Genomic DNA, 19,067 nt, shown 5'->3' with positions numbered 1-19,067 from the left:
CTATGTGCATAACGTCTCTGAGCACTTTGTTGCAAGGTTTTGCCCCTTTGCCTTCAGTTTTTGATGTGACAATCCATGGGTTGCAGACGGATAGCCGCAAGATACGGGCAGGTGAAGCCTTCATTGCCTTGGCCGGATCAGCCACACCAGCTGACCACTATGTGGATGAGGCGATAAAGGCAGGCGCGACGGTTGTGTTGCTGGAGTCGGAAAACGGTGGTGAGTGTCGAGAGCATCACGGAGCCCTGATTGTACCTGTAGCACAACTGCGAAAGTCGTTGGGAAAGCTTGCTGCCCGTTTTTATGAACACCCATCGCGTCGATTACGATTGATCGGTGTTACAGGTACCAATGGTAAAACCTCCGTTAGCCATTACATTGCCCAACTGTTACAACAGGCAGGCACACCTTGCGGGGTTCTAGGAACTCTGGGTTATGGCATGCCCGGTGCTTTGCACGAGGCGAGCCATACCACACCGGATGCCGTTCAAATCAATCGAGCCTTATCAGGCATTCTCTCCAGTGGCGGTCGTGCGGCTGCAATGGAAGTATCTTCCCACGGTCTGGATCAAGGGCGTGTAGACGGCTTATCTATAACCGGTGCTGTGTTCACTAATTTGACGCGAGATCATCTGGACTATCACGGCTCAATGGAGTCCTACGGAGCGGCCAAAGCACGTCTGTTCGAGCGGGAGGACGTGCATTTTTCCGTGATCAATTTTGATGACCCCTTCGGCCGTCAGCTCTACGAAAAGCTTGAAGGTAAATGCGATCGCATTCGCTATAGCCTACACGAATCCGAAATGGAACTGTGGCTAAAAGAGTTTCACCCCACAGACGACGGCTTTGATGCGTTAGTGGATGGTGAGTGGGGCCTCTTTAGTTTTTCGGCGCCTCTTATGGGGAGCTTCAACGCCAGCAACGTGCTCGCGGCAATTGCTACGGCAATGACGTTGGGTGCGACGGTTGAACAGGTGCAGCACGCGGTGAAACTGCTGGCTCCACCACCCGGCCGGCTTGAACGTTTCTCTGGGGCGGGTGGCGCTCGCGCAGTAGTGGATTACGCCCATACACCGGATGCGTTGGCAAATGCTTTAGCCGCACTACGCCCTCACGTCACAGGCAGGTTGATCTGCGTGTTCGGTTGCGGCGGCGATCGGGACAGCGGCAAGCGGCCAGAAATGGCGAAGGAGGCGGAACAGAGTGCCGATGTTATTGTTGTTACGGATGACAACCCCAGAACAGAAAGCCCAGTAAACATTGTGCGGGATATTCTAGTTGGCTTCTCGCGCCCGGATGCGGCAACTGTTATTCACGATCGTGCTGAGGCAATCCGTTTCGCAATTAGCATGGCAAAACCAGATGATCTAGTTCTTATCGCCGGAAAAGGCCATGAGTCTTGGCAGGAGATTGCTGGCCAAAAGTTTCCTTTCAGTGATGCGGCGCATGTGCGTCAAGCGTTCAAGCTTGAAGGAGGCGAGCCATGATACGTGCCTTCTCTCTCGCCGAAGCGGTGCGTTTTACTGGCGCCACAAGCGCATTCCACGAGCTGGAAACGGTTCAGTTCTCTGGAGTGTCCACAGATACACGCACTTTAAAAGCCGGCGATTTGTTTGTGGCTCTGCGTGGTGAGAATTTTGATGGCCATAAATTTTTGCAGGCTGCGCAGAAACTCGGTGCAAGCGGTGCCGTGGTTGATGCTCAGGCCGACGCAGTCGATAGCAGTTCCGGTATGCCTCAGTTGGTGGTTGCCAATACCGTGGATGCCTTGGCGAGGCTGGCGGCAGGCAATCGGAATGAAAGTGATGCAAGGCTGATTGCCATCACCGGTAGCAGTGGCAAAACCACAGTGAAGGAACTTGCGGCCGCCATTCTGATGCAAATGGGCCAAACACTTGCGACCCGAGGCAATCTGAACAATCACATTGGTGTGCCACTGACTCTTTTCGGCCTAAATCCGGAGCATCAATACGGTGTTATCGAGCTGGGAGCCAGCGGAATTGGAGAAATTGCCCATACAGTCGCAATCACCAAGCCTGAGGTTGTAATTCTTACGAACGCGGGTCAAGCGCATTTGGAAGGCTTTGGTAGTTACGAGAATATCGTGCAGGCCAAGGGCGAAATTATAGAGGGCGTTGCAGATGCCGGGTTGGTGGTCCTGAATCGGGATGACCCCGCGTTTAACCAATGGCTTGCTCGTGCGGGCAAACGCAGAGTGGTAAGCGTCAGCCGTATTGGCCTCGCCGATGCGGACTACAAGGCAGTTGTAGCTCAGTCGAAAGGTGCCAAGCCTGAGGTGTCTATGACCGGGCCGGACGGTTGGTCTTGCAGGATAGCCCAGCCTTTGGAGGGCGACCACAACGTAACCAACATCCTACTCGCCATTGCGGCAACACGGGAGTTGGGCGCAACAGATGTTGCCATCACCGAAGGGTTGGCAGCCATGCAACCGGTTAGCGGACGTTTGCAGGTTATCAACTTGACTGGAGAGTTGACGGTAATTGATGACAGTTACAACGCCAACCCAGCCTCCATGAAAGCTGCTTTAAATGTGCTTGTAAAACGTGAAGGTAAACAGGTAGCGGTTTTTGGGGCTATGGGAGAGTTGGGGCCAACTGCGCGCAAGTTGCACAGCGAAGTAGGGGCCTATGCTGCCGAGCTTGGTATTGATCGTCTGCTGACGGTGGGTGCCGGTTGCGACGGCTATGCGGAAGGGTTTGGGGCCTCAACCGAGATGTATCAAACACACGACGAGGCCATACAGGCCATCGTTAGCACGAACCATCCAGCCATGACGGTGCTGGTGAAAGGGTCCAGAAGTTCTGCCATGGATCTCGTGGTGGAAGGGATCAAAAACAAGGTGAATAACGCATGCTGCTCTGGCTAACAGAGGTTCTATCACAATATTTCTCGGCACTGACGGTGTTTCAGTACCTAACCGTGCGCGGGATTCTGGGCACTTTGACAGCCCTGCTGATCTCTTTGGTTATCGGCCCTTTGATGATTCGTAAATTGAGCCAATACCAGATAGGTCAGGCGATTCGCGATGACGGCCCCCAAACACACCTCAGCAAAGCTGGCACCCCCACTATGGGTGGCGCGCTGATTTTAGTATCTATAGGCATAACCACGCTGCTCTGGGCTGATCTCTCCAATCGTTATGTGTGGGTCACCTTATTGGTCACCATGCTATTCGGCGCGGTTGGCTGGGTTGATGATTACCGTAAAGTGGTCGAGCGCAACCCACGCGGTTTGCCTGCACGTTGGAAGTATTTTTGGCAGTCGCTGATCGGCGCTGCCGCAGCCATCGTGCTCTATTTCAGCTCTGCTTTGCCCCAGGAAACATCGCTTTACCTGCCGTTCTTGAAAAACGTCTCGCTGACTCTTGGCCCTGTGCTCTTTATCCTGCTGACCTATTTCGTGATTGTCGGCAGCAGCAATGCCGTGAATCTGACCGATGGCTTGGATGGCCTCGCAATTATGCCCACGGTCATGGTCGCTGGCGCACTGGGCATCTTCGCGTATGTGTCCGGTAACGTGCAGTTTGCGAATTATCTGTTGATACCGCACTTGCCCGGCACCGGCGAGCTTATTGTGTTCTGCGGGGCGCTGGTCGGCGCCGGGCTTGGTTTTCTTTGGTTCAACACCTATCCCGCTCAAGTCTTCATGGGCGATGTTGGTGCATTGGCACTCGGTGCAGCACTTGGTGTGGTAGCGGTGATCGTGCGACAGGAAATCATTCTCTTCATTATGGGCGGCGTGTTCGTGATGGAGACGGTGTCGGTGATTCTACAGGTGGCTTCATTCCGGTTGACCGGACGTCGGATTTTCCGGATGGCGCCCTTGCATCACCACTTTGAGCTTAAGGGCTGGCCGGAGCCGCGAGTGATTGTGCGTTTCTGGGTTATTACAGTCATTCTCGTTCTGATTGGCCTTGCCAGTCTGAAGTTGCGATAGGAAAGCGGACTTATTATGAGTGTCATCACGTCAGATCGCCGCACATTAGTAGTAGGGCTCGGTAAAACCGGGCTCTCCTGCGTGCGCTATCTGTCCTCTCAGGGGCGGGATATCGCAGTGGCTGACAGCCGAGAAGCGCCTCCGTGCCTAGATGACCTGCGTGCCGGGTGGCCGAATATCCCGGTTTATCTTGGGCCGTTCAACCGAGAACTGTTTGCAGGGTTCAATGAGTTGATCGTAAGCCCGGGAATCAGCATTGCTGAACCGGCCATTGCCTATGCAGTGGAGCAAGGTGCGCGCATACGGGGTGATATAGATTTGTTTGCCGAAGCAGCCGATGCGCCCGTTGTGGCTATCACTGGCTCCAATGGGAAGACCACCGTCACCACCTTGTTGGGCGAGATGGCTCGGGCCGCTGGTCGCAACGTTAAAGTTGGCGGGAATATCGGAACGCCTGCACTGGACTTACTGGGACTTGGTGCGGAGCTGTATGTGTTAGAGCTCTCCAGCTTCCAATTGGAAACCACTTCGGAACTCAATGCGCTGGCAGCGACGGTACTGAACGTTAGTGATGACCATATGGATCGCTACCCGGACAAAATGGCTTACTTCCAAGCAAAGCAGAGAATATTTAACGGTTGCCGAAATGCCATTGTGAATCTGGATGACGCACTGAGTACGCCCATGGCGCGAGATACCCTGCGGTTTTTATGTTTCGGGTTCAATCGCGTTAACCCGGAAACGTTCAGCACGCGAGAGGACGATCAGGGCATCTGGATAACCTTTGGGTTCGAAAATCTTTTGAATGCCAATGAGCTAAGGCTTGTGGGCTGGCACAACCTCAGCAATGTGATGGCGGCGTTAGCCTTGGGCCATGCTGCCGGACTGCCAATGAACGCCATGCTGGCCGCTGCCCGTGAGTTCAACGGGTTGCCGCACCGCTGCGAGTTTGTGCGTAAGCGTGCCGGGGTGGAGTACATCAACGACTCGAAAGGAACGAATGCCGGAGCCACCGTTGCCGCTATAAAGAGCTTGGTGCCGGAGGGTAACGGTAAATTAGTGTTGATTGCCGGTGGTGATGGCAAGGGTGCAGCGTTTTCAGAGCTGGCGGAACCCGTTAGGTGCTGCTGCCGCGCTGTGGTGTTAATCGGCCGCGACGCAGATCGGATTGCGGGCGCTCTAGACGTAGACCTTCCAATTTATCGCGCAGAATCTTTAGCCGATGCGGTGAAGAAGGCTGCGGAGTTGGCTCTGGAAAACGACCGAGTTTTGTTTTCTCCAGCCTGCGCGAGCTTCGACATGTTCCGGGATTACATCGACCGAGGTGATCAGTTCCGTAATCAGGTTCAGTCGCTGGGGGAGGTGGCCTGATGCAGGCGGGACTGTCAGCAACGCCAGTACGGACTCAATGGGTGGGGGAAATTCAGCCTCTGCCGGTGCTGGTCATCACCTCGGTTGCTTTGTTGCTTATCGGCGTGGTGATGATTTCTTCAGCCTCCATGGACATGGCGATAGAGACCCTAGGCAATGGCTACCACTATGTGATCCGCCAGCTTTTGTTCGCGGCAATGGGCTGCATGCTCGCGCTGGTGTCGGTCAATGTGCCAGTGGCGTGGTGGGAGCGCAGTGGCTGGCTGCTACTTGGTATCGGTTTTTTGGCTTTGATATTGGTTCTTACTCCCTTAGGGCGCACGGTGAACGGTTCTACCCGATGGATTCCGTTTGGTCTGTTCAACGTGCAGGTATCGGAAGTGGCGAAGCTGTGTCTTATCGCCTATTTCGCTGGATACGTCGTCCGGCGTCGCGAAGCATTGTTAGGAACCTGGCCGGGCTTCTTGAAGCCGCTGGGAATCTTAGTTGTCGCATCGATTCTGTTGATGTTCCAGCCCGATTTTGGTGCCACGGTTGTTCTGGTGACCGCAGCGACCGGTATGATTTTTTTGAGTGGCGTTCGTCTTGGAAAATTTATTCCGCTCGTCGCGGCTATGGCGGCGGCTGGGGTCATTTTGGTGCTGACTCAGCCCTATCGCCTGAAGCGTGTAGTGAGCTACCTGGATCCTTGGAAAGACCAGTTCGATACCGGCTACCAGCTTACCCAGTCCTTGATTGCGTTCGGGCGTGGTGAATGGGGCGGCGTTGGCTTGGGCAACTCGATTCAAAAGCTGTTTTTTTTACCGGAAGCCCATACAGATTTTATCTTTGCGATCATTGCGGAAGAGTTCGGGTTGCTGGGTTCATTGATCGTGCTTGGTCTATTTACCGTGCTGGTTGTAACCGGATTCGTGATTGCCAGACGCGCTGAAAAAGCGGATATGCCGTTTGGTGCCTGCTTTGCTTATGGCATTACGTTGCTGATAGGCCTGCAGGCGGGTATCAACATGGCAGTCAGCACCGGCTTGTTGCCCACAAAAGGGTTGACCTTGCCATTGGTGAGTTATGGCGGCTCTAGCCTGATGGTTAGCTGTGTGTGTATCGGGATTCTCGCCAGAGTTGAGATGGAACGGCTAGATAGCGAAAAGCAGGCTTCGGAAAAAGCCAGCCCTCGGAAGAGAATGGGGGCGCGTTATGACTAAACCGCGCCGCTTTTTAATGATGGCCGGAGGTACCGGAGGCCATGTGTTTCCTGCGCTGGCCACTGCCCGCGCACTTGAGGCGAAGGGTCACGAAGTGCACTGGCTAGGCGCCGTTGGAGGTATGGAAGAACGGCTGATTAGTGATACGGGTATCCCTTTGTCCCTGATCCATATCTCCGGGCTTCGTGGCAAAGGCAAGCTGGCCTTGATACTGGCTCCTTTTCGGCTAATGCGCGGGTTGGGTGAAGCTTTCACCATAGTACGACGCATTCGCCCCGACTGCGTGGTCGGTATGGGTGGATTTGTGACCGGCCCTGGCGGTGTGGCGGCTTGGCTGACGCGAACGCCTTTGGTGATCCATGAGCAAAATGCCATTGCAGGAATGACCAACCGCCTTCTGGTGCGGTTTGCGAAAACGGTACTGGAGGCTTTCCCCGGAAGCTTTGGCGGGGAGGTAATCACTCGGTGCACCGGTAATCCAGTGCGTCAGGATCTAGTAGCGTTACCGGCACCGGAACAGAGATTGGCCGGGCGTTCACGCGAACCTGATGAGGCCAATAATGCGCTGCGCATTCTTGTGGTCGGCGGCAGTCTTGGTGCACAAGTGTTCAATCAGCAGCTGCCGGAAGCTTTGGCAATGCTGCCGCAACAGGATCGGCCTCAGGTAAGGCATCAGTGCGGTGAACGCCATTTTGAGGCTGCGCGCGCGTCGTATGAGCAGCATGGGGTTGATGCGGATGTTGAGCCATTTATTAAGGATATGGCGGAAGCCTACAGCTGGGCAGACATCGTGCTATGCCGCGCGGGTGCGCTGACAATTTCGGAGCTTTGTGCAGCGGGTATTGGAGCGGTGCTGGTGCCGTTCCCCCATGCGGTGGATGATCATCAAACGAAAAACGGCCAGCAAATGGTCAATGCGAAAGCCGCTGTATTGATACCTCAGTCGCGGTTGACCCCAACCGTGCTGGCAGAAACCTTGGGCGACCTTTCCAAGGATCGAATTCGGGTCTTGGAAATGGCCAAGGCTGCACATACTTTGGCCCGCCCTGACGCAACGGAGCGAGTCGTAAACTATTGCCTGGAGGCCGCTAATGGCTGAAACAACCAATCCGCCGCTCGCGTTTCAAGTACCGGAAATGCGCCGGATTCGCCACATTCACTTTGTGGGTATTGGTGGTGCCGGCATGAGCGGTATTGCCGAGGTTCTAAAAAACCAAGGCTACGATGTGTCTGGTTCAGACCTGAAAGAAGGGGTGGTCACTAATCGCCTTAAAGCCATGGATATTGAAATTTACATTGGCCATAGGGCAGAGAATAGCGCCAAAGCTGATGTGGTTGTTGTGTCTTCCGCTGTTGCATCGGATAACCCGGAAATGGTATCCGCCCGTAGCCGACGGGTGCCCATTGTGCCCAGAGCAGAAATGCTGGCCGAAATTATGCGTTATCGCCACGGCATTGCTGTTGCTGGAACCCACGGTAAGACAACGACCACCAGTTTGATTGCGTCGGTGCTCGGCGAAGCTGGGCTTGATCCGACATTTGTAATCGGTGGCAAGTTGAACAGTGCAGGCACCAATGCCAAGTTGGGCGGGTCCCGATATTTGGTTGCCGAGGCGGATGAGAGCGATGCCTCGTTCCTGCATCTAACGCCGACGGTGTCGGTAGTGACCAACATCGAAGCCGACCATATGGACACCTATGACGGCGACGTAGAAAAGCTCAAGCAGACGTTTGTGGACTTTCTCCACAATTTGCCGTTTTACGGGTTGGCGGTGATGTGTGTGGATGATGACTACGTGAACGAAATCATCCCCCGGATCTCCCGCGCCATCATCACTTATGGCATTAGCAATCCAGATGCGGACTATCGTGCCGAACGCATAGTGACAGACGGCCTTAAAACACACTTTGTGGTTAAGCGACCGGGCGGACGTAGCGACCTTAACGTCGAACTAAAAATGCCGGGCCGTCACAACGTTTTGAATGCCCTTGCGGTGATTGCTGTCGCCACGGATGAAGGCGTTGCAGACGAAGCAATCTGTCGCGGGCTAGCTGTTTTTGCAGGGGTTGGACGCCGGTTTCAGGTTTACGGGGATTACCAAACGCCAAACGGCACCGTCACGCTGGTGGATGACTATGGCCACCACCCCACGGAAGTGGAAGCCGTCATTCGAGCCGCTCACGATGCATGGCCGGGTCGCCGATTGGTGATGTTGTATCAGCCTCACAGGTTCAGTCGTACCCGTGATTTGTATGAAGATTTTGTACGGGTTCTATCAGAGGTAGACAGCCTATTGCTTATGGATGTTTATTCCGCCGGTGAAGCTGCCGTGCCTGGCGCGGACGGACGAGCGCTATGCCGCAGCATCAGACAGCGCGGCAAGGTGGAGCCTTTGTTTGTGGAAGACAATCGACAAATCGAAAGCTTGCTGTCCAGTGTCCTGCAAGACGGCGATCTTTTGATTACTCAGGGTGCCGGAGATATCGGTGGTATAGCGATCCGACTGGCAGAGCAAGGAGTCTTTTCAGGTGAGTGATATGCAGCATTCCGCAGTCCCGGCTTATCGAGCCGAACCAGATGTTGTTCGGGCACTGGGGCGTGTGGCTGTTTTTATGGGTGGAGACTCTGCTGAGCGCGAAGTGTCTCTTAAAAGCGGTAAAGCGGTTCTGGCAGCCCTGGTCTCTGCGGGTGTAGATGCCTTTGCCATAGACGTCCAAGGTTGTTTGCTGAAAACCGTCGAAAACCCAGAGTTCGATCGGGTTTTTATTGCGCTGCACGGCCGTGGTGGAGAAGACGGAATACTGCAAGCCATTTTGTCTCAGGCCGGTATTCCGTACACCGGAAGCGAAGTGATGGCCTCGTCTTTGGCGATGGACAAGTTGCGCACCAAGTACGTGTTTGCTGGCTGTGGTTTACCGACGCCAAAGTTTAAAACCATGTCGGCAGCGGATGAAGCGGAACAAATTGTTCAGGAGCTGCGCTCGCCTCTGAGTGTTAAGCCGTCCCGGGAAGGTTCCAGTATTGGCATTCGCAAAGTGTATACCGCTGTTGAGCTAGCTGAAGCCTTCGAGGCAGCGGCCGCACTGGATAGTTCAGTGCTGGTGGAAGAGTGGATAGAAGGGCCGGAATTCACGGTCAGTTTGTTGCAGGACCGGGCTTTGCCAGCCATAGGGCTGAGCACAGACCATGTGTTCTACGACTATGACGCGAAATACCTCGCGGACGATACCCGCTACCGAATCCCCTGTGGCTTAGCGCCCGAGGATGAAGCGAGGCTGCAGAACCTTGCTTTAGAGGCGTTTCGAGTCGTGGGCTGCCGCACCTGGGGTCGGGTTGACATTATGCAGGATGCGGAGGGCGAGTTCTGGTTGCTGGAGGTGAATACCGTGCCGGGCATGACCGATCACAGCTTGGTGCCTATGTCTGCTAAAGCCGCAGGTATCAGCTTTGAAGAATTGGTTGTACGGATCCTTCTAGACACTCTGGAGGGTGCTAATGCTTGAAACACTGCTGATCCGGAGTCGGGCGATACCGTCCGAGCCTCCCCGACGCCGGGGAGCAACGACTCTCGGGCCGGAGAAGGACCGGTTTGGAGTGTTGAAGCAGGTGTTGGCCGCAGTGCCTTGGTTGCAAGCAGGCATGGGTATCGCGATTTTGCTTGCGGCAGGCCTTGTACCCTGGGCAACCGGGAAAGTGCTGGGCGCTATGGACCAGCAAATTCTGGCCATTGATGTGAATGGTGAGTTTGTCGGGGATAGCCGCGTTGCTTTTGAGCGCCAAGCCGGAAACTGGATTGGCAAGAGCTATTTTTCGACGGACCTTTCGGACATCAAGAACGATCTTGAAAAGCGGCCATGGATAGAATCAGTCGCAGTACGCCGCGTATGGCCCGATCGTCTGGAGATCAACATACGGGAGAAAAAGCCTCTAGCGTATTGGACAGACGGACGTTTGGTCAGTCGCACCGGGGAGTTATTTATGCCACCCAACCCCGATGTGGCGGGCAGATTGCCGCAACTCGCAGGGCCGGATGAGCGCGTGCGCGATGTGATCAGCATGGCCCGCACTATGAGCGACAAACTGGTGGCCCACGGTTTGGGTTTTTCCGGGCTGGAGTTGGAGCAGCGTGGAGCTTGGACGCTTCGCCTCTCAAACGGAATTGAAGTGGTGCTCGGTCGGGATCAAGTTGCAAAGCGCTTTGAGCGTTTTATTACAGTTTATGAAAACCGGCTGATATCTCGGTCGGACGAAGTTAGCCGGGTAGATGCGCGCTACACCAATGGTGTAGCCGTTCAGTGGAAGCAGGTTCAGGCTGCTTCCGGCCCGAAAACATAGAAACAGTAAATTCAGACCTACGGTTTGGTGGAACACATGTCATCGGTTGAAACGGAAAACATGATTGTCGGCCTCGATATCGGAACCTCGAAAGTGGTTGCGATCGTCGGCAAACGCAAAATGGACGGAACCATTGAGGTGGTGGGTATAGGTTCCCATCCGTCCCGCGGGCTCAAACGGGGCGTGGTGGTGAACATCGAAACCACGGTTCAGGCAATCCAGCGGGCAGTTGAGGAGGCTGAATTGATGGCCGGTTGCCGTATTCACTCTGTGTATGCAGGGATTGCGGGCAGCCATATAAAGAGCCTTAACTCTCACGGCATTGTCGCCATTCGCGATAGGGAAGTCACTCAGGCCGATATCGACAGGGTGATTGATGCGGCGCAGGCGGTCGCCATTCCAGCGGATCAAAAAATCCTGCACATCTTGCCGCAGGAGTTCGTGATTGATAACCAAGAAGGCATCAAAGAGCCCATGGGCATGTCGGGTGTCCGTCTTGAGGCAAAGGTGCATCTCGTAACCTGTGCCGTCAATGCTGCCCAAAATATTGAAAAGTGTATTGGTCGCTGTGGCCTAGAGGCCGACGATATTATCTTGGAGCAACTGGCTTCCAGCCACGCCATCCTTACAGATGACGAGAAAGAGCTCGGTGTATGCGTTGTGGACATGGGTGGAGGTACCACTGACATCGCCGTGTTTACCGGCGGCGCCATACGCCACACAGCCGTCATTCCGATTGCGGGTGATCAAGTTACCAACGACATAGCGATGGCGTTGCGTACACCCACGCAGAATGCGGAAGAAATCAAAATCAAATACGCCTGCGCTTTGACGCAACTGGCGGGTGCTGATGAAACCATCAAGGTACCTAGTGTAGGTGATCGTGCCCCGCGTGACCTTTCAAGGCAGGCGCTGGCAGAGGTTGTTGAGCCGCGTTACGAGGAGCTGTTTACCCTCGTGCAGTCAGAACTGCGTCGCTCAGGGTTCGAAGACCTGATTCCTGCTGGCATCGTGATAACTGGCGGGTCTTCAACCATGGAAGGTGTGGTGGAGTTGGCTGAAGAAATCTTCCACATGCCGGTACGGCTGGCGTGCCCACACGCGGTCTCCGGTATGACAGAAGTCGTTAATAACCCCATCTACGCCACAGGCGTCGGGTTGTTGATTCACGGTTTCCGGCAAATGGATCTTGGTCGGGCACCGGTGCTCAAGGGTGAAGATGCACCCTCGCTGTTAGAGCGCATGAAAGCCTGGTTTACCGGTCATTTCTGACGGTTCCGGGCAAGCAGTAAACGAAGGTATCTCGAAAATACAATCTCGAATAAACAGTCTGGAACAAGGCTGAAACAGCACGAAGGAGAAGGGGAATGTTTGAACTTGTCGATAATGTCCAACAAAACGCTGTCATTAAAGTAGTCGGTGTTGGCGGTGGCGGTGGTAACGCCGTGCGTCACATGCTGAACAGTGACATTGAGGGTGTAGAGTTTATTTGCGCCAATACAGATGCTCAGGCGCTGACTGATTTGGACGCGCGCCAGATCATCCAATTGGGTGGCAACATCACGAAAGGTTTGGGAGCAGGGGCGAACCCCGAAATTGGCCGCCAATCTGCTCTTGAAGATCGCGACCGCATCGCCGAAGCCATCAAAGGCGCAGACATGGTGTTCATCACCGCGGGCATGGGCGGCGGTACGGGTACTGGCGCAGCGCCTGTTGTTGCAGAAGTGGCCCGGGAAATGGGCATTCTGACCGTTGCCGTGGTGACCAAGCCTTTCACCTTTGAAGGCGGCAAGCGTATGAGCTTGGCCGAAGAGGGGCTCAGGGAGCTGGAAGAGTGCGTTGATTCGCTGATCACCATCCCCAACGAAAAGTTGCTGGCGGTTCTGGGTAAAAAGACCAGTCTGCTGGATGCTTTCGCTGCTGCGAATGACGTTCTGCTTGGCGCCGTACAGGGCATTGCTGATCTGATCACCCGCAACGGTATGATCAACGTCGACTTTGCCGACGTTAAAACGGTTATGTCCGAAATGGGCATGGCGATGATGGGTACCGCACGTGCCACCGGCGAAAACCGTGCACGGGAAGCGGCAGAAGCGGCGATTCGCAGCCCGCTGCTGGAAGACGTCAACTTGCAGGGTGCCAAGGGCATTCTGGTCAATATCACTGCCGGTATGGACCTCAATCTGGGCGAATTCTCCGAGGTTGGCGATATTGTGCGTGAGTTTGCATCGGACTCTGCAACGGTTGTTGTGGGTACCGTAATCGATCCGGAAATGACTGAAGAGTTGAAAGTAACGGTTGTTGCCACAGGTCTTGGCGGAGATCGCGAAAAGCCGACCAAAGTCGTTGATAACACCCGCACTCTGGATGGCAAGACGGATTACAATCAGCTGGACCGCCCTGCAATCCTGCGTCGTCGTGCAGTATCAAACGGCAACGTAGCGATAGATCAGAGCAAAGAAAGCGAAGAGCAGGGGGTCGACTACCTCGATATTCCCGCGTTCCTTCGCAGACAGGCTGACTGACTATCGAGTGCAGCTGACATCTGGGCTTGGGTTATTGCAGTACAAGTAAATCATCCATCCAGATATGGGTGCGCTGAATGCCAATGGCTTGATTGTATGAGGTTTACGCAATATCGAGTCGCGTAAATGGTACTCAGTCGTATTTTTTGATATTCTGCGCGCAAGTTTTTGTTTAGAATATCGCCAATTTTTTACGGAATAACGAACCGATGATCAGACAACGGACACTTAAAAACACGATCCGTGCTACGGGAGTTGGGCTGCACTCAGGGGAAAAGGTTTACCTTACCCTCAAGCCCGCGCCGATAGATTCGGGAATCATTTTCCGCCGCACCGATCTCGACCCTGTGGTCGAAATTCTGGCCTGCGCTGAAAATGTGGGTGAGACCATGCTGTCCACGACGCTGGTAAAAGACGGTGTCCGTGTGGCGACAATAGAGCATTTGTTGTCGGCCATGGCTGGTCTCGGTATCGATAACTGCTATGTGGAACTGAGCGCTGCTGAAGTGCCGATCATGGACGGCTCCGCCGGCCCGTTCGTCTTTCTGCTGCAGTCTGCTGGCATTGCCGAGCAAGAAGCTGCCAAGCGATTCATTCGCATCAAGCGAGAAGTGACCATTGAAGAAGGCGACAAGAAGGCTACCTTCCTGCCGTTTGAAGGCTTCAAAGTGAGCTTCGGCATCGACTTTGATCACCCTGTGTTCAAAGGTCGTGCCCAGACCGCGACCGTAGATTTTTCAAGCACGTCTTTCGTGAAGGAAGTCAGTCGCGCAAGAACTTTCGGGTTTATGCGTGATATTGAAAAGCTGCGGGCAATGAATCTGGCGCTGGGTGGCAGTGTAGATAATGCCATTGTGGTAGACGACTACAAAATCCTGAATGAAGACGGTCTTCGTTACGAGGATGAGTTCGTCAAACACAAAGTACTGGACGCGATTGGGGATTTGTACCTGTTGGGCAATAGCCTGATTGGTGAATTCCGCGGCATTAAGTCCGGTCACGATCTGAACAATAAGCTACTGCGCAAGCTCAGGGCAGAAGAGGATGCATGGGAAGTGGTCACCTTTGATGACAAAGAAACCGCGCCCATCTCTTACATGAAGCCCGTGCTAGCCGTGCCAGCTTAAGGCTGGATGCCTTAATCCCGTACGTGGCTTGCGAGTTTTTCGAGAACCTCGCGTAATTTTTTGTCCTTCGTGTGCCCGGCTTCCTCTTTGAGGAGCCGGGCATTTTCTTTGCTGAGTGCTAACTTTTTAGCCGGTGGTTTGTCGCTAAACCGGGGTGGTACAACTTTTACTTTGAGCTTCCACACAAAGCGGAATAGTTCGTTTTCTCGCAATTTTTCCATGATTTCGTGCTGACGGAAGCGAAGTTGGCTCGCCTTGCCGGCGTTTTCCGCAGAGAGGGTCAGTTCACCTTCCAAGCAGCATACAAAGCGGGTGCCTTCCATTAAGGCTGGCGGTAATGAAGCTATAACTTCTTCTTCCGCTTTGCTGTGAGTGTGGGCTTTTGCGACGAGTTCCCGCAGTCCTGGCGTTTTGCCTAGGTTGTCGAAGGTCAGTTTTTGATCACTTTTTCGCTTCATAGGGCGTTTTCTTCTCGACGATCAGCTTAACGATTGGTTACACTTCGGCACGTTTCGTGCGTAGCACCATAGCTGATCTTGTTTTACCTTGTTGTAAATAAGTATGTCTACCGGGCGCTACGATTTATTAGTACGTAGTTGTTGCTAAGGATGGCAAACCCACTCGGAACTTTCCGGGCTGCGACACTACAGGAGATGGTTGCAGTTCTTAAATGAAGTCAGACAACATTATGAATATCATTCTTGTTGGCAAGAGCCACGGCAAGTCCCGTGTGCTGGCGCTCAATGCCTTGACTGTTGCTGCTTGTTGCTTTGTTTTGGTTGCTCTAGTAGCCGCGGCTAGCTGGGCCGGATACAGTGCTGCAATAGGCCAGACGAAAGACCATGAAGAGCCAACGGACTCCGAACTGGTAGCCCATTGGCAAAATGAGTTGGGCAAGCAGAAAGCGGAGTTGGCCAGTGTTCAGCAGAATGTTCAGGATCAGGTAGATGCGCTCACGCTGCGCCTTGGTCAGATTCAGGGCCGCTTATTGCGCTTAGATGCCTTAGGTCAGCGTTTTGTTGAGTCCGGTCTGGTTGCCAGTGATGAGTTCGATTTCAACCAGCCAGCGGCGGTGGGTGGCCCTGAAGACTCGCTCCCTGCCGACTCTTTCTCGGCGCCCGAGTTGACTCGGATGATTGATGAACTAGAGCGAAAGATGCTGGATCGCGAACAACAATTGCGCCTTCTGGATCAGGTTTCTTCCCGCCAAAAACTTGAAGATGAACTGTATTTGGAGGGGCGTCCGATCACTTGGGGGTGGCTGTCCTCGCGCTACGGCTATCGTTCCGACCCATTTACCGGTAAGCGTACCTGGCACGCAGGCGTTGACCTTGCGGGTAATGAAGGCAGCGACATTATTTCAGTGGCGGGCGGCGTAGTTACCTATGCCTCCGAGCGCAACGGTTATGGAAATCTGGTTGAAGTAGACCATGGCGACGGTCTGGTTACCCGCTACGCCCACTGCAAGACTATTAAAGTGCAAGTAGGTGATGTGATCCAGAAGGGGCAAGTGCTGGCGCTGATGGGAAGCACAGGCCGCTCTACAGGGCCTCACGTGCACTTTGAAGTTATCCGTAACGGAAAAAGTGAGAACCCGGAAACCTACATTAAAAGAGCCAGCCGTTAATTGATTAGATGTTATCTGGCCTTCCTTCAAGCCCCGCCAGCCGTATCAGGCCCCTTATTGTGCATTGGATAGCTCCTTAACGCTGGGTATGTGAGCCCTGCCTTTTGTACTCCTGCAAAATAAGGTTAGAATGCTGGCTTCCTCCGTTCAATCAAAGAAGCTGTAGTCTATGTTCTCAAAGTTTGCAACCAAGATGTTTGGCAGTAAAAATGCCAGAGAAATCAAGAGAATGCGCAAGCTCGCTTTGCGAGTTAACGAACTTGAAGAGCAGTTTGGTAATCTTGCGGATTCTGAGTTGCAAGGCAAGACGGCCGAGTTCCGTCGCCGGCTCGACGAAGGCGAGAGTTTGGATGCATTGCTGCCTGAAGCCTTTGCCACTGTTCGTGAAGCAGGGCGCCGGGTTATGGGTATGCGGCATTACGATGTGCAGCTGATTGGCGGTATTACTCTGCACGAGGGTCGGATTGCGGAGATGAAGACTGGCGAGGGTAAAACGCTGGTCGCGACTGCTGCCGTGTACTTGAATGCACTGCCAGGTAAGGGCGTGCACGTAGTAACCGTGAACGACTACCTAGCGAGCCGTGACGCCGAGTGGATGGGCAAATTGTATCGCTTCCTAGGGCTGCAGGTGGGTGTTGTTGTCTCTGGGCAACCAGCCGAAGAGAAGCGCGCTGCATACCAAGCGGATATCACTTACGGTACGAACAACGAGTTTGGCTTCGATTACCTGCGGGACAACATGGCGTTCAGCACCGAAGATAAGGTGCAACGCGGCCTCCACTACGCGATTGTCGACGAAGTTGACTCCATTCTTATTGACGAAGCCCGTACACCATTGATTATTTCTGGCGCTGCTGAAGATAGCTCCAAAGCCTATCTCGCTATTAACGAATTGATCCCAAGCTTAGAGAAGGGAGAGGTCAGTGAAGAGGGTGAATCCTCTGGTGACTTCACCATCGACGAAAAGTCCCGTCAGGTAGAATTGACTGAAGCGGGACATGAGCGGGTTGAAGAGCTGCTTCTGGGGCGTCAGTTGCTGGAAGAGGGTGAAAGCCTATATTCCGCTGCCAACCTCAGTTTGCTGCACCATGTCCACTCAGCACTCCGGGCCCACCACCTGTTCCAGAAGGATGTCGATTACATTGTTCAGGGTGGTCAGGTTGTTATTGTTGACGAGCATACAGGGCGCACAATGCCTGGCCGTCGCTGGAGTGAGGGCCTGCATCAGGCTATGGAGGCCAAAGAGGGTCTCAAGATTCAGGCCGAAAGCCAAACACTGGCGTCGACCACCTTCCAGAATTATTTCCGGCTTTACGACAAACTCGCAGGCATGACGGGTACGGCGGATACCGAAGCCTTCGAATTCCGCCAGATCTATGGCCTTGACGTGGTGGTTATACCGCCTAACAAGCCGATTCAGCGTATTGACTACAACGACCTTGTATATCTGACACAGGAAGAGAAGTTCCACGCCATCATTGATGAAATCAAGGATGTGACTGGCGAAGGACGACCTATCCTGGTGGGTACGGCTTCTATCGAGGCCTCCGAGTTGCTGTCTATGCTCCTGAAAAAAGCACGCATCGAGCACAAGATTCTTAACGCTAAACAGCACGAGTCTGAGGCACAAATTATCGCTCAGGCCGGTCGTCCTGGAGCAGTTACTATCGCCACTAACATGGCTGGCCGGGGTACAGATATTGTACTCGGTGGTAACTGGGAGCACGAAGCTGCTGCGCTGGAAAACCCCACAGAAGAAGAAATTGCGCGTCTTAAAGCCGAGTGGACAGAACGCCACAATCAGGTTCTGGAAGCCGGTGGTTTGCACATTGTGGGTACCGAGCGCCATGAGTCCCGTCGTATAGACAACCAGTTGCGTGGTCGTGCCGGTCGACAGGGGGATCCGGGCTCTTCCCGTTTCTTCTTGTCGCTTGAAGATAACCTGATGCGTATCTTCGCACCGGACCGGGTCAAGAGTCTGATGCAGGCCATGGGAATGAAGAAGGGCGAGGCGATCGAGCACCGAATGGTCACCAACGCCATTGAAAAATCCCAACGCAAGGTCGAGGGCCGCAACTTCGACATGCGTAAAACGCTGCTTGAATATGATGACGTAGCCAACGACCAGCGAACGGTTATTTACGATCAGCGAAATGAAGTTATGTCATCAGAAGACGTCTCCGAGATGGTCGATACCATCCGTGAAGACGTTGTGGATACGCTTGTTAGCGAACACATTCCACCCCAGAGCATGCCTGAGCAATGGGATGTGGCCGGTTTGGAAGCGCAACTGCAATCAGAAATGGCCATCGACCTGCCAGTTCAGTCTTGGTTGGAAGAGGATAAAAAGCTATACGAAGATAACTTACGCCAGAAAATTCTTGATGAAATTGTGACGGCATATCGGGCTAAGGAAGAAGTGGCTGGCGCCGAGTCCATGCGTAAGTTTGAAAAACAGGTATTCCTTCAGGTTCTCGATACTTTGTGGAAAGAGCACCTTTCCAACATGGACCACCTGCGTCGTGGTATTCATCTGCGCGGCTACGCCCAGAAGAACCCTAAGCAGGAGTACAAACGCGAAGCGTTTAACCTGTTCGAAACCATGCTTGAAACCATGAAGCGTGATGTAACGCGCGTTCTCTGCCATGTTCGGGTTCAAAGCCGGGAAGAGATGGAAGAGGTTGAGCGCCGTCGCAAAGAAGAACTGGAGCAAGAGCTTGCCAAAGCGCGTCTGCGCCACGATGAAACCAGTGCGACTGCTCAGGGTGAAGGTGAGCGAAAGAATGAGGGGCAGGCAGTCCCCGAAACCTTCGTGCGACAGGATCGCAAAGTGGGCCGTAACGAGCCCTGCCCATGCGGATCCGGCAAAAAGTTCAAGCAGTGCTGTGGCAAGGTGAGCTAACCATACCGCACTGACATTAA

14 protein-coding genes and 1 pseudogene are annotated in these 19,067 nt (G+C 53.9%); 14 read left to right on the top strand and 1 reads right to left on the bottom strand.

Annotated features, from left to right (window positions below; translation table 11 throughout):
* Window positions 1–2 precede the first annotated feature (2 nt).
* The 12 genes and pseudogenes from FE845_RS17745 to lpxC all read left to right on the top strand — a co-directional run bounded on the left by FE845_RS17745 (window position 3) and on the right by lpxC (window position 14,518).
* Window positions 3–1,487: a UDP-N-acetylmuramoyl-L-alanyl-D-glutamate--2,6-diaminopimelate ligase gene (locus FE845_RS17745; RefSeq protein WP_200367706.1), complete on the top strand. Its 1,485-nt coding sequence runs from the start codon at window positions 3–5 to the stop codon at window positions 1,485–1,487.
* Window positions 1,484–2,887, top strand: a complete 1,404-nt coding sequence (locus FE845_RS17740; protein WP_200367704.1) for a UDP-N-acetylmuramoyl-tripeptide--D-alanyl-D-alanine ligase — start codon at window positions 1,484–1,486, stop codon at window positions 2,885–2,887. Before FE845_RS17745 ends, FE845_RS17740 begins: the two co-directional genes overlap by 4 nt.
* Window positions 2,872–3,957: a phospho-N-acetylmuramoyl-pentapeptide-transferase gene (mraY, locus tag FE845_RS17735; protein WP_200367702.1), complete on the top strand. Its 1,086-nt coding sequence runs from the start codon at window positions 2,872–2,874 to the stop codon at window positions 3,955–3,957. The genes FE845_RS17740 and mraY overlap by 16 nt, the downstream gene beginning before the upstream one ends.
* A gap of 15 nt (window positions 3,958–3,972) precedes the next feature.
* Complete coding sequence (murD, locus tag FE845_RS17730) at window positions 3,973–5,328, top strand: UDP-N-acetylmuramoyl-L-alanine--D-glutamate ligase (protein ID WP_200367700.1); 1,356 nt, start codon at window positions 3,973–3,975, stop codon at window positions 5,326–5,328.
* Window positions 5,328–6,530, top strand: a complete 1,203-nt coding sequence (gene ftsW / locus FE845_RS17725) for a putative lipid II flippase FtsW (protein WP_200367691.1) — start codon at window positions 5,328–5,330, stop codon at window positions 6,528–6,530. Before murD ends, ftsW begins: the two co-directional genes overlap by 1 nt.
* On the top strand, window positions 6,523–7,629 hold the full coding sequence (murG, locus tag FE845_RS17720) for an undecaprenyldiphospho-muramoylpentapeptide beta-N-acetylglucosaminyltransferase (RefSeq protein ID WP_200367689.1): 1,107 nt from the start codon (window positions 6,523–6,525) through the stop codon (window positions 7,627–7,629). The genes ftsW and murG overlap by 8 nt, the downstream gene beginning before the upstream one ends.
* Window positions 7,622–9,067: a UDP-N-acetylmuramate--L-alanine ligase gene (murC, locus tag FE845_RS17715; protein ID WP_200367687.1), complete on the top strand. Its 1,446-nt coding sequence runs from the start codon at window positions 7,622–7,624 to the stop codon at window positions 9,065–9,067. The genes murG and murC overlap by 8 nt, the downstream gene beginning before the upstream one ends.
* Before the next feature lies 1 nt (window position 9,068).
* Window positions 9,069–10,034, top strand: coding sequence for a D-alanine--D-alanine ligase (locus FE845_RS17710; protein ID WP_200367685.1), 966 nt, complete (start codon window positions 9,069–9,071; stop codon window positions 10,032–10,034).
* A complete protein-coding gene (locus tag FE845_RS17705; RefSeq protein ID WP_200367683.1) occupies window positions 10,027–10,866 on the top strand; it encodes a cell division protein FtsQ/DivIB in 840 nt (279 codons plus the stop codon). The genes FE845_RS17710 and FE845_RS17705 overlap by 8 nt, the downstream gene beginning before the upstream one ends.
* Before the next feature lie 36 nt (window positions 10,867–10,902).
* Window positions 10,903–12,138, top strand: a complete 1,236-nt coding sequence (ftsA, locus tag FE845_RS17700; protein WP_200367668.1) for a cell division protein FtsA — start codon at window positions 10,903–10,905, stop codon at window positions 12,136–12,138.
* 95 nt (window positions 12,139–12,233) lie between these two features.
* Window positions 12,234–13,275: pseudogene (ftsZ, locus tag FE845_RS17695) on the top strand (cell division protein FtsZ); the annotation flags it as partial.
* Between the two features lie 325 nt (window positions 13,276–13,600).
* Entirely contained in the window at window positions 13,601–14,518 is a 918-nt protein-coding gene (lpxC, locus tag FE845_RS17690; RefSeq protein WP_200367666.1) for a UDP-3-O-acyl-N-acetylglucosamine deacetylase, read from the top strand.
* A gap of 11 nt (window positions 14,519–14,529) precedes the next feature.
* Here the strand turns inward: lpxC and FE845_RS17685 are convergent, their stop codons facing one another.
* Window positions 14,530–14,976, bottom strand: a complete 447-nt coding sequence (locus FE845_RS17685; protein WP_200367665.1) for a DciA family protein — start codon at window positions 14,974–14,976, stop codon at window positions 14,530–14,532.
* A gap of 212 nt (window positions 14,977–15,188) precedes the next feature.
* Between FE845_RS17685 and FE845_RS17680 the strand changes: the two genes are divergently transcribed.
* Both FE845_RS17680 and secA read left to right on the top strand, forming a co-directional pair.
* Window positions 15,189–16,145 carry a peptidoglycan DD-metalloendopeptidase family protein gene (locus FE845_RS17680; RefSeq protein WP_200367664.1) on the top strand — a complete coding sequence of 319 codons (957 nt, stop codon included), beginning with the start codon at window positions 15,189–15,191 and terminating at the stop codon, window positions 16,143–16,145.
* A 169-nt stretch (window positions 16,146–16,314) separates the two neighbouring features.
* Complete coding sequence (gene secA / locus FE845_RS17675; RefSeq protein ID WP_200367663.1) at window positions 16,315–19,047, top strand: preprotein translocase subunit SecA; 2,733 nt, start codon at window positions 16,315–16,317, stop codon at window positions 19,045–19,047.
* Window positions 19,048–19,067 lie beyond the last annotated feature (20 nt).

This window comes from Marinobacter sp. 1-4A (assembly GCF_016597725.1).
Taxonomy (GTDB): domain Bacteria; phylum Pseudomonadota; class Gammaproteobacteria; order Pseudomonadales; family Oleiphilaceae; genus Marinobacter.
The sequence above is the reverse complement of the archived record's forward strand: the minus strand, read 5'-3'. Positions and strand labels throughout refer to the sequence as shown.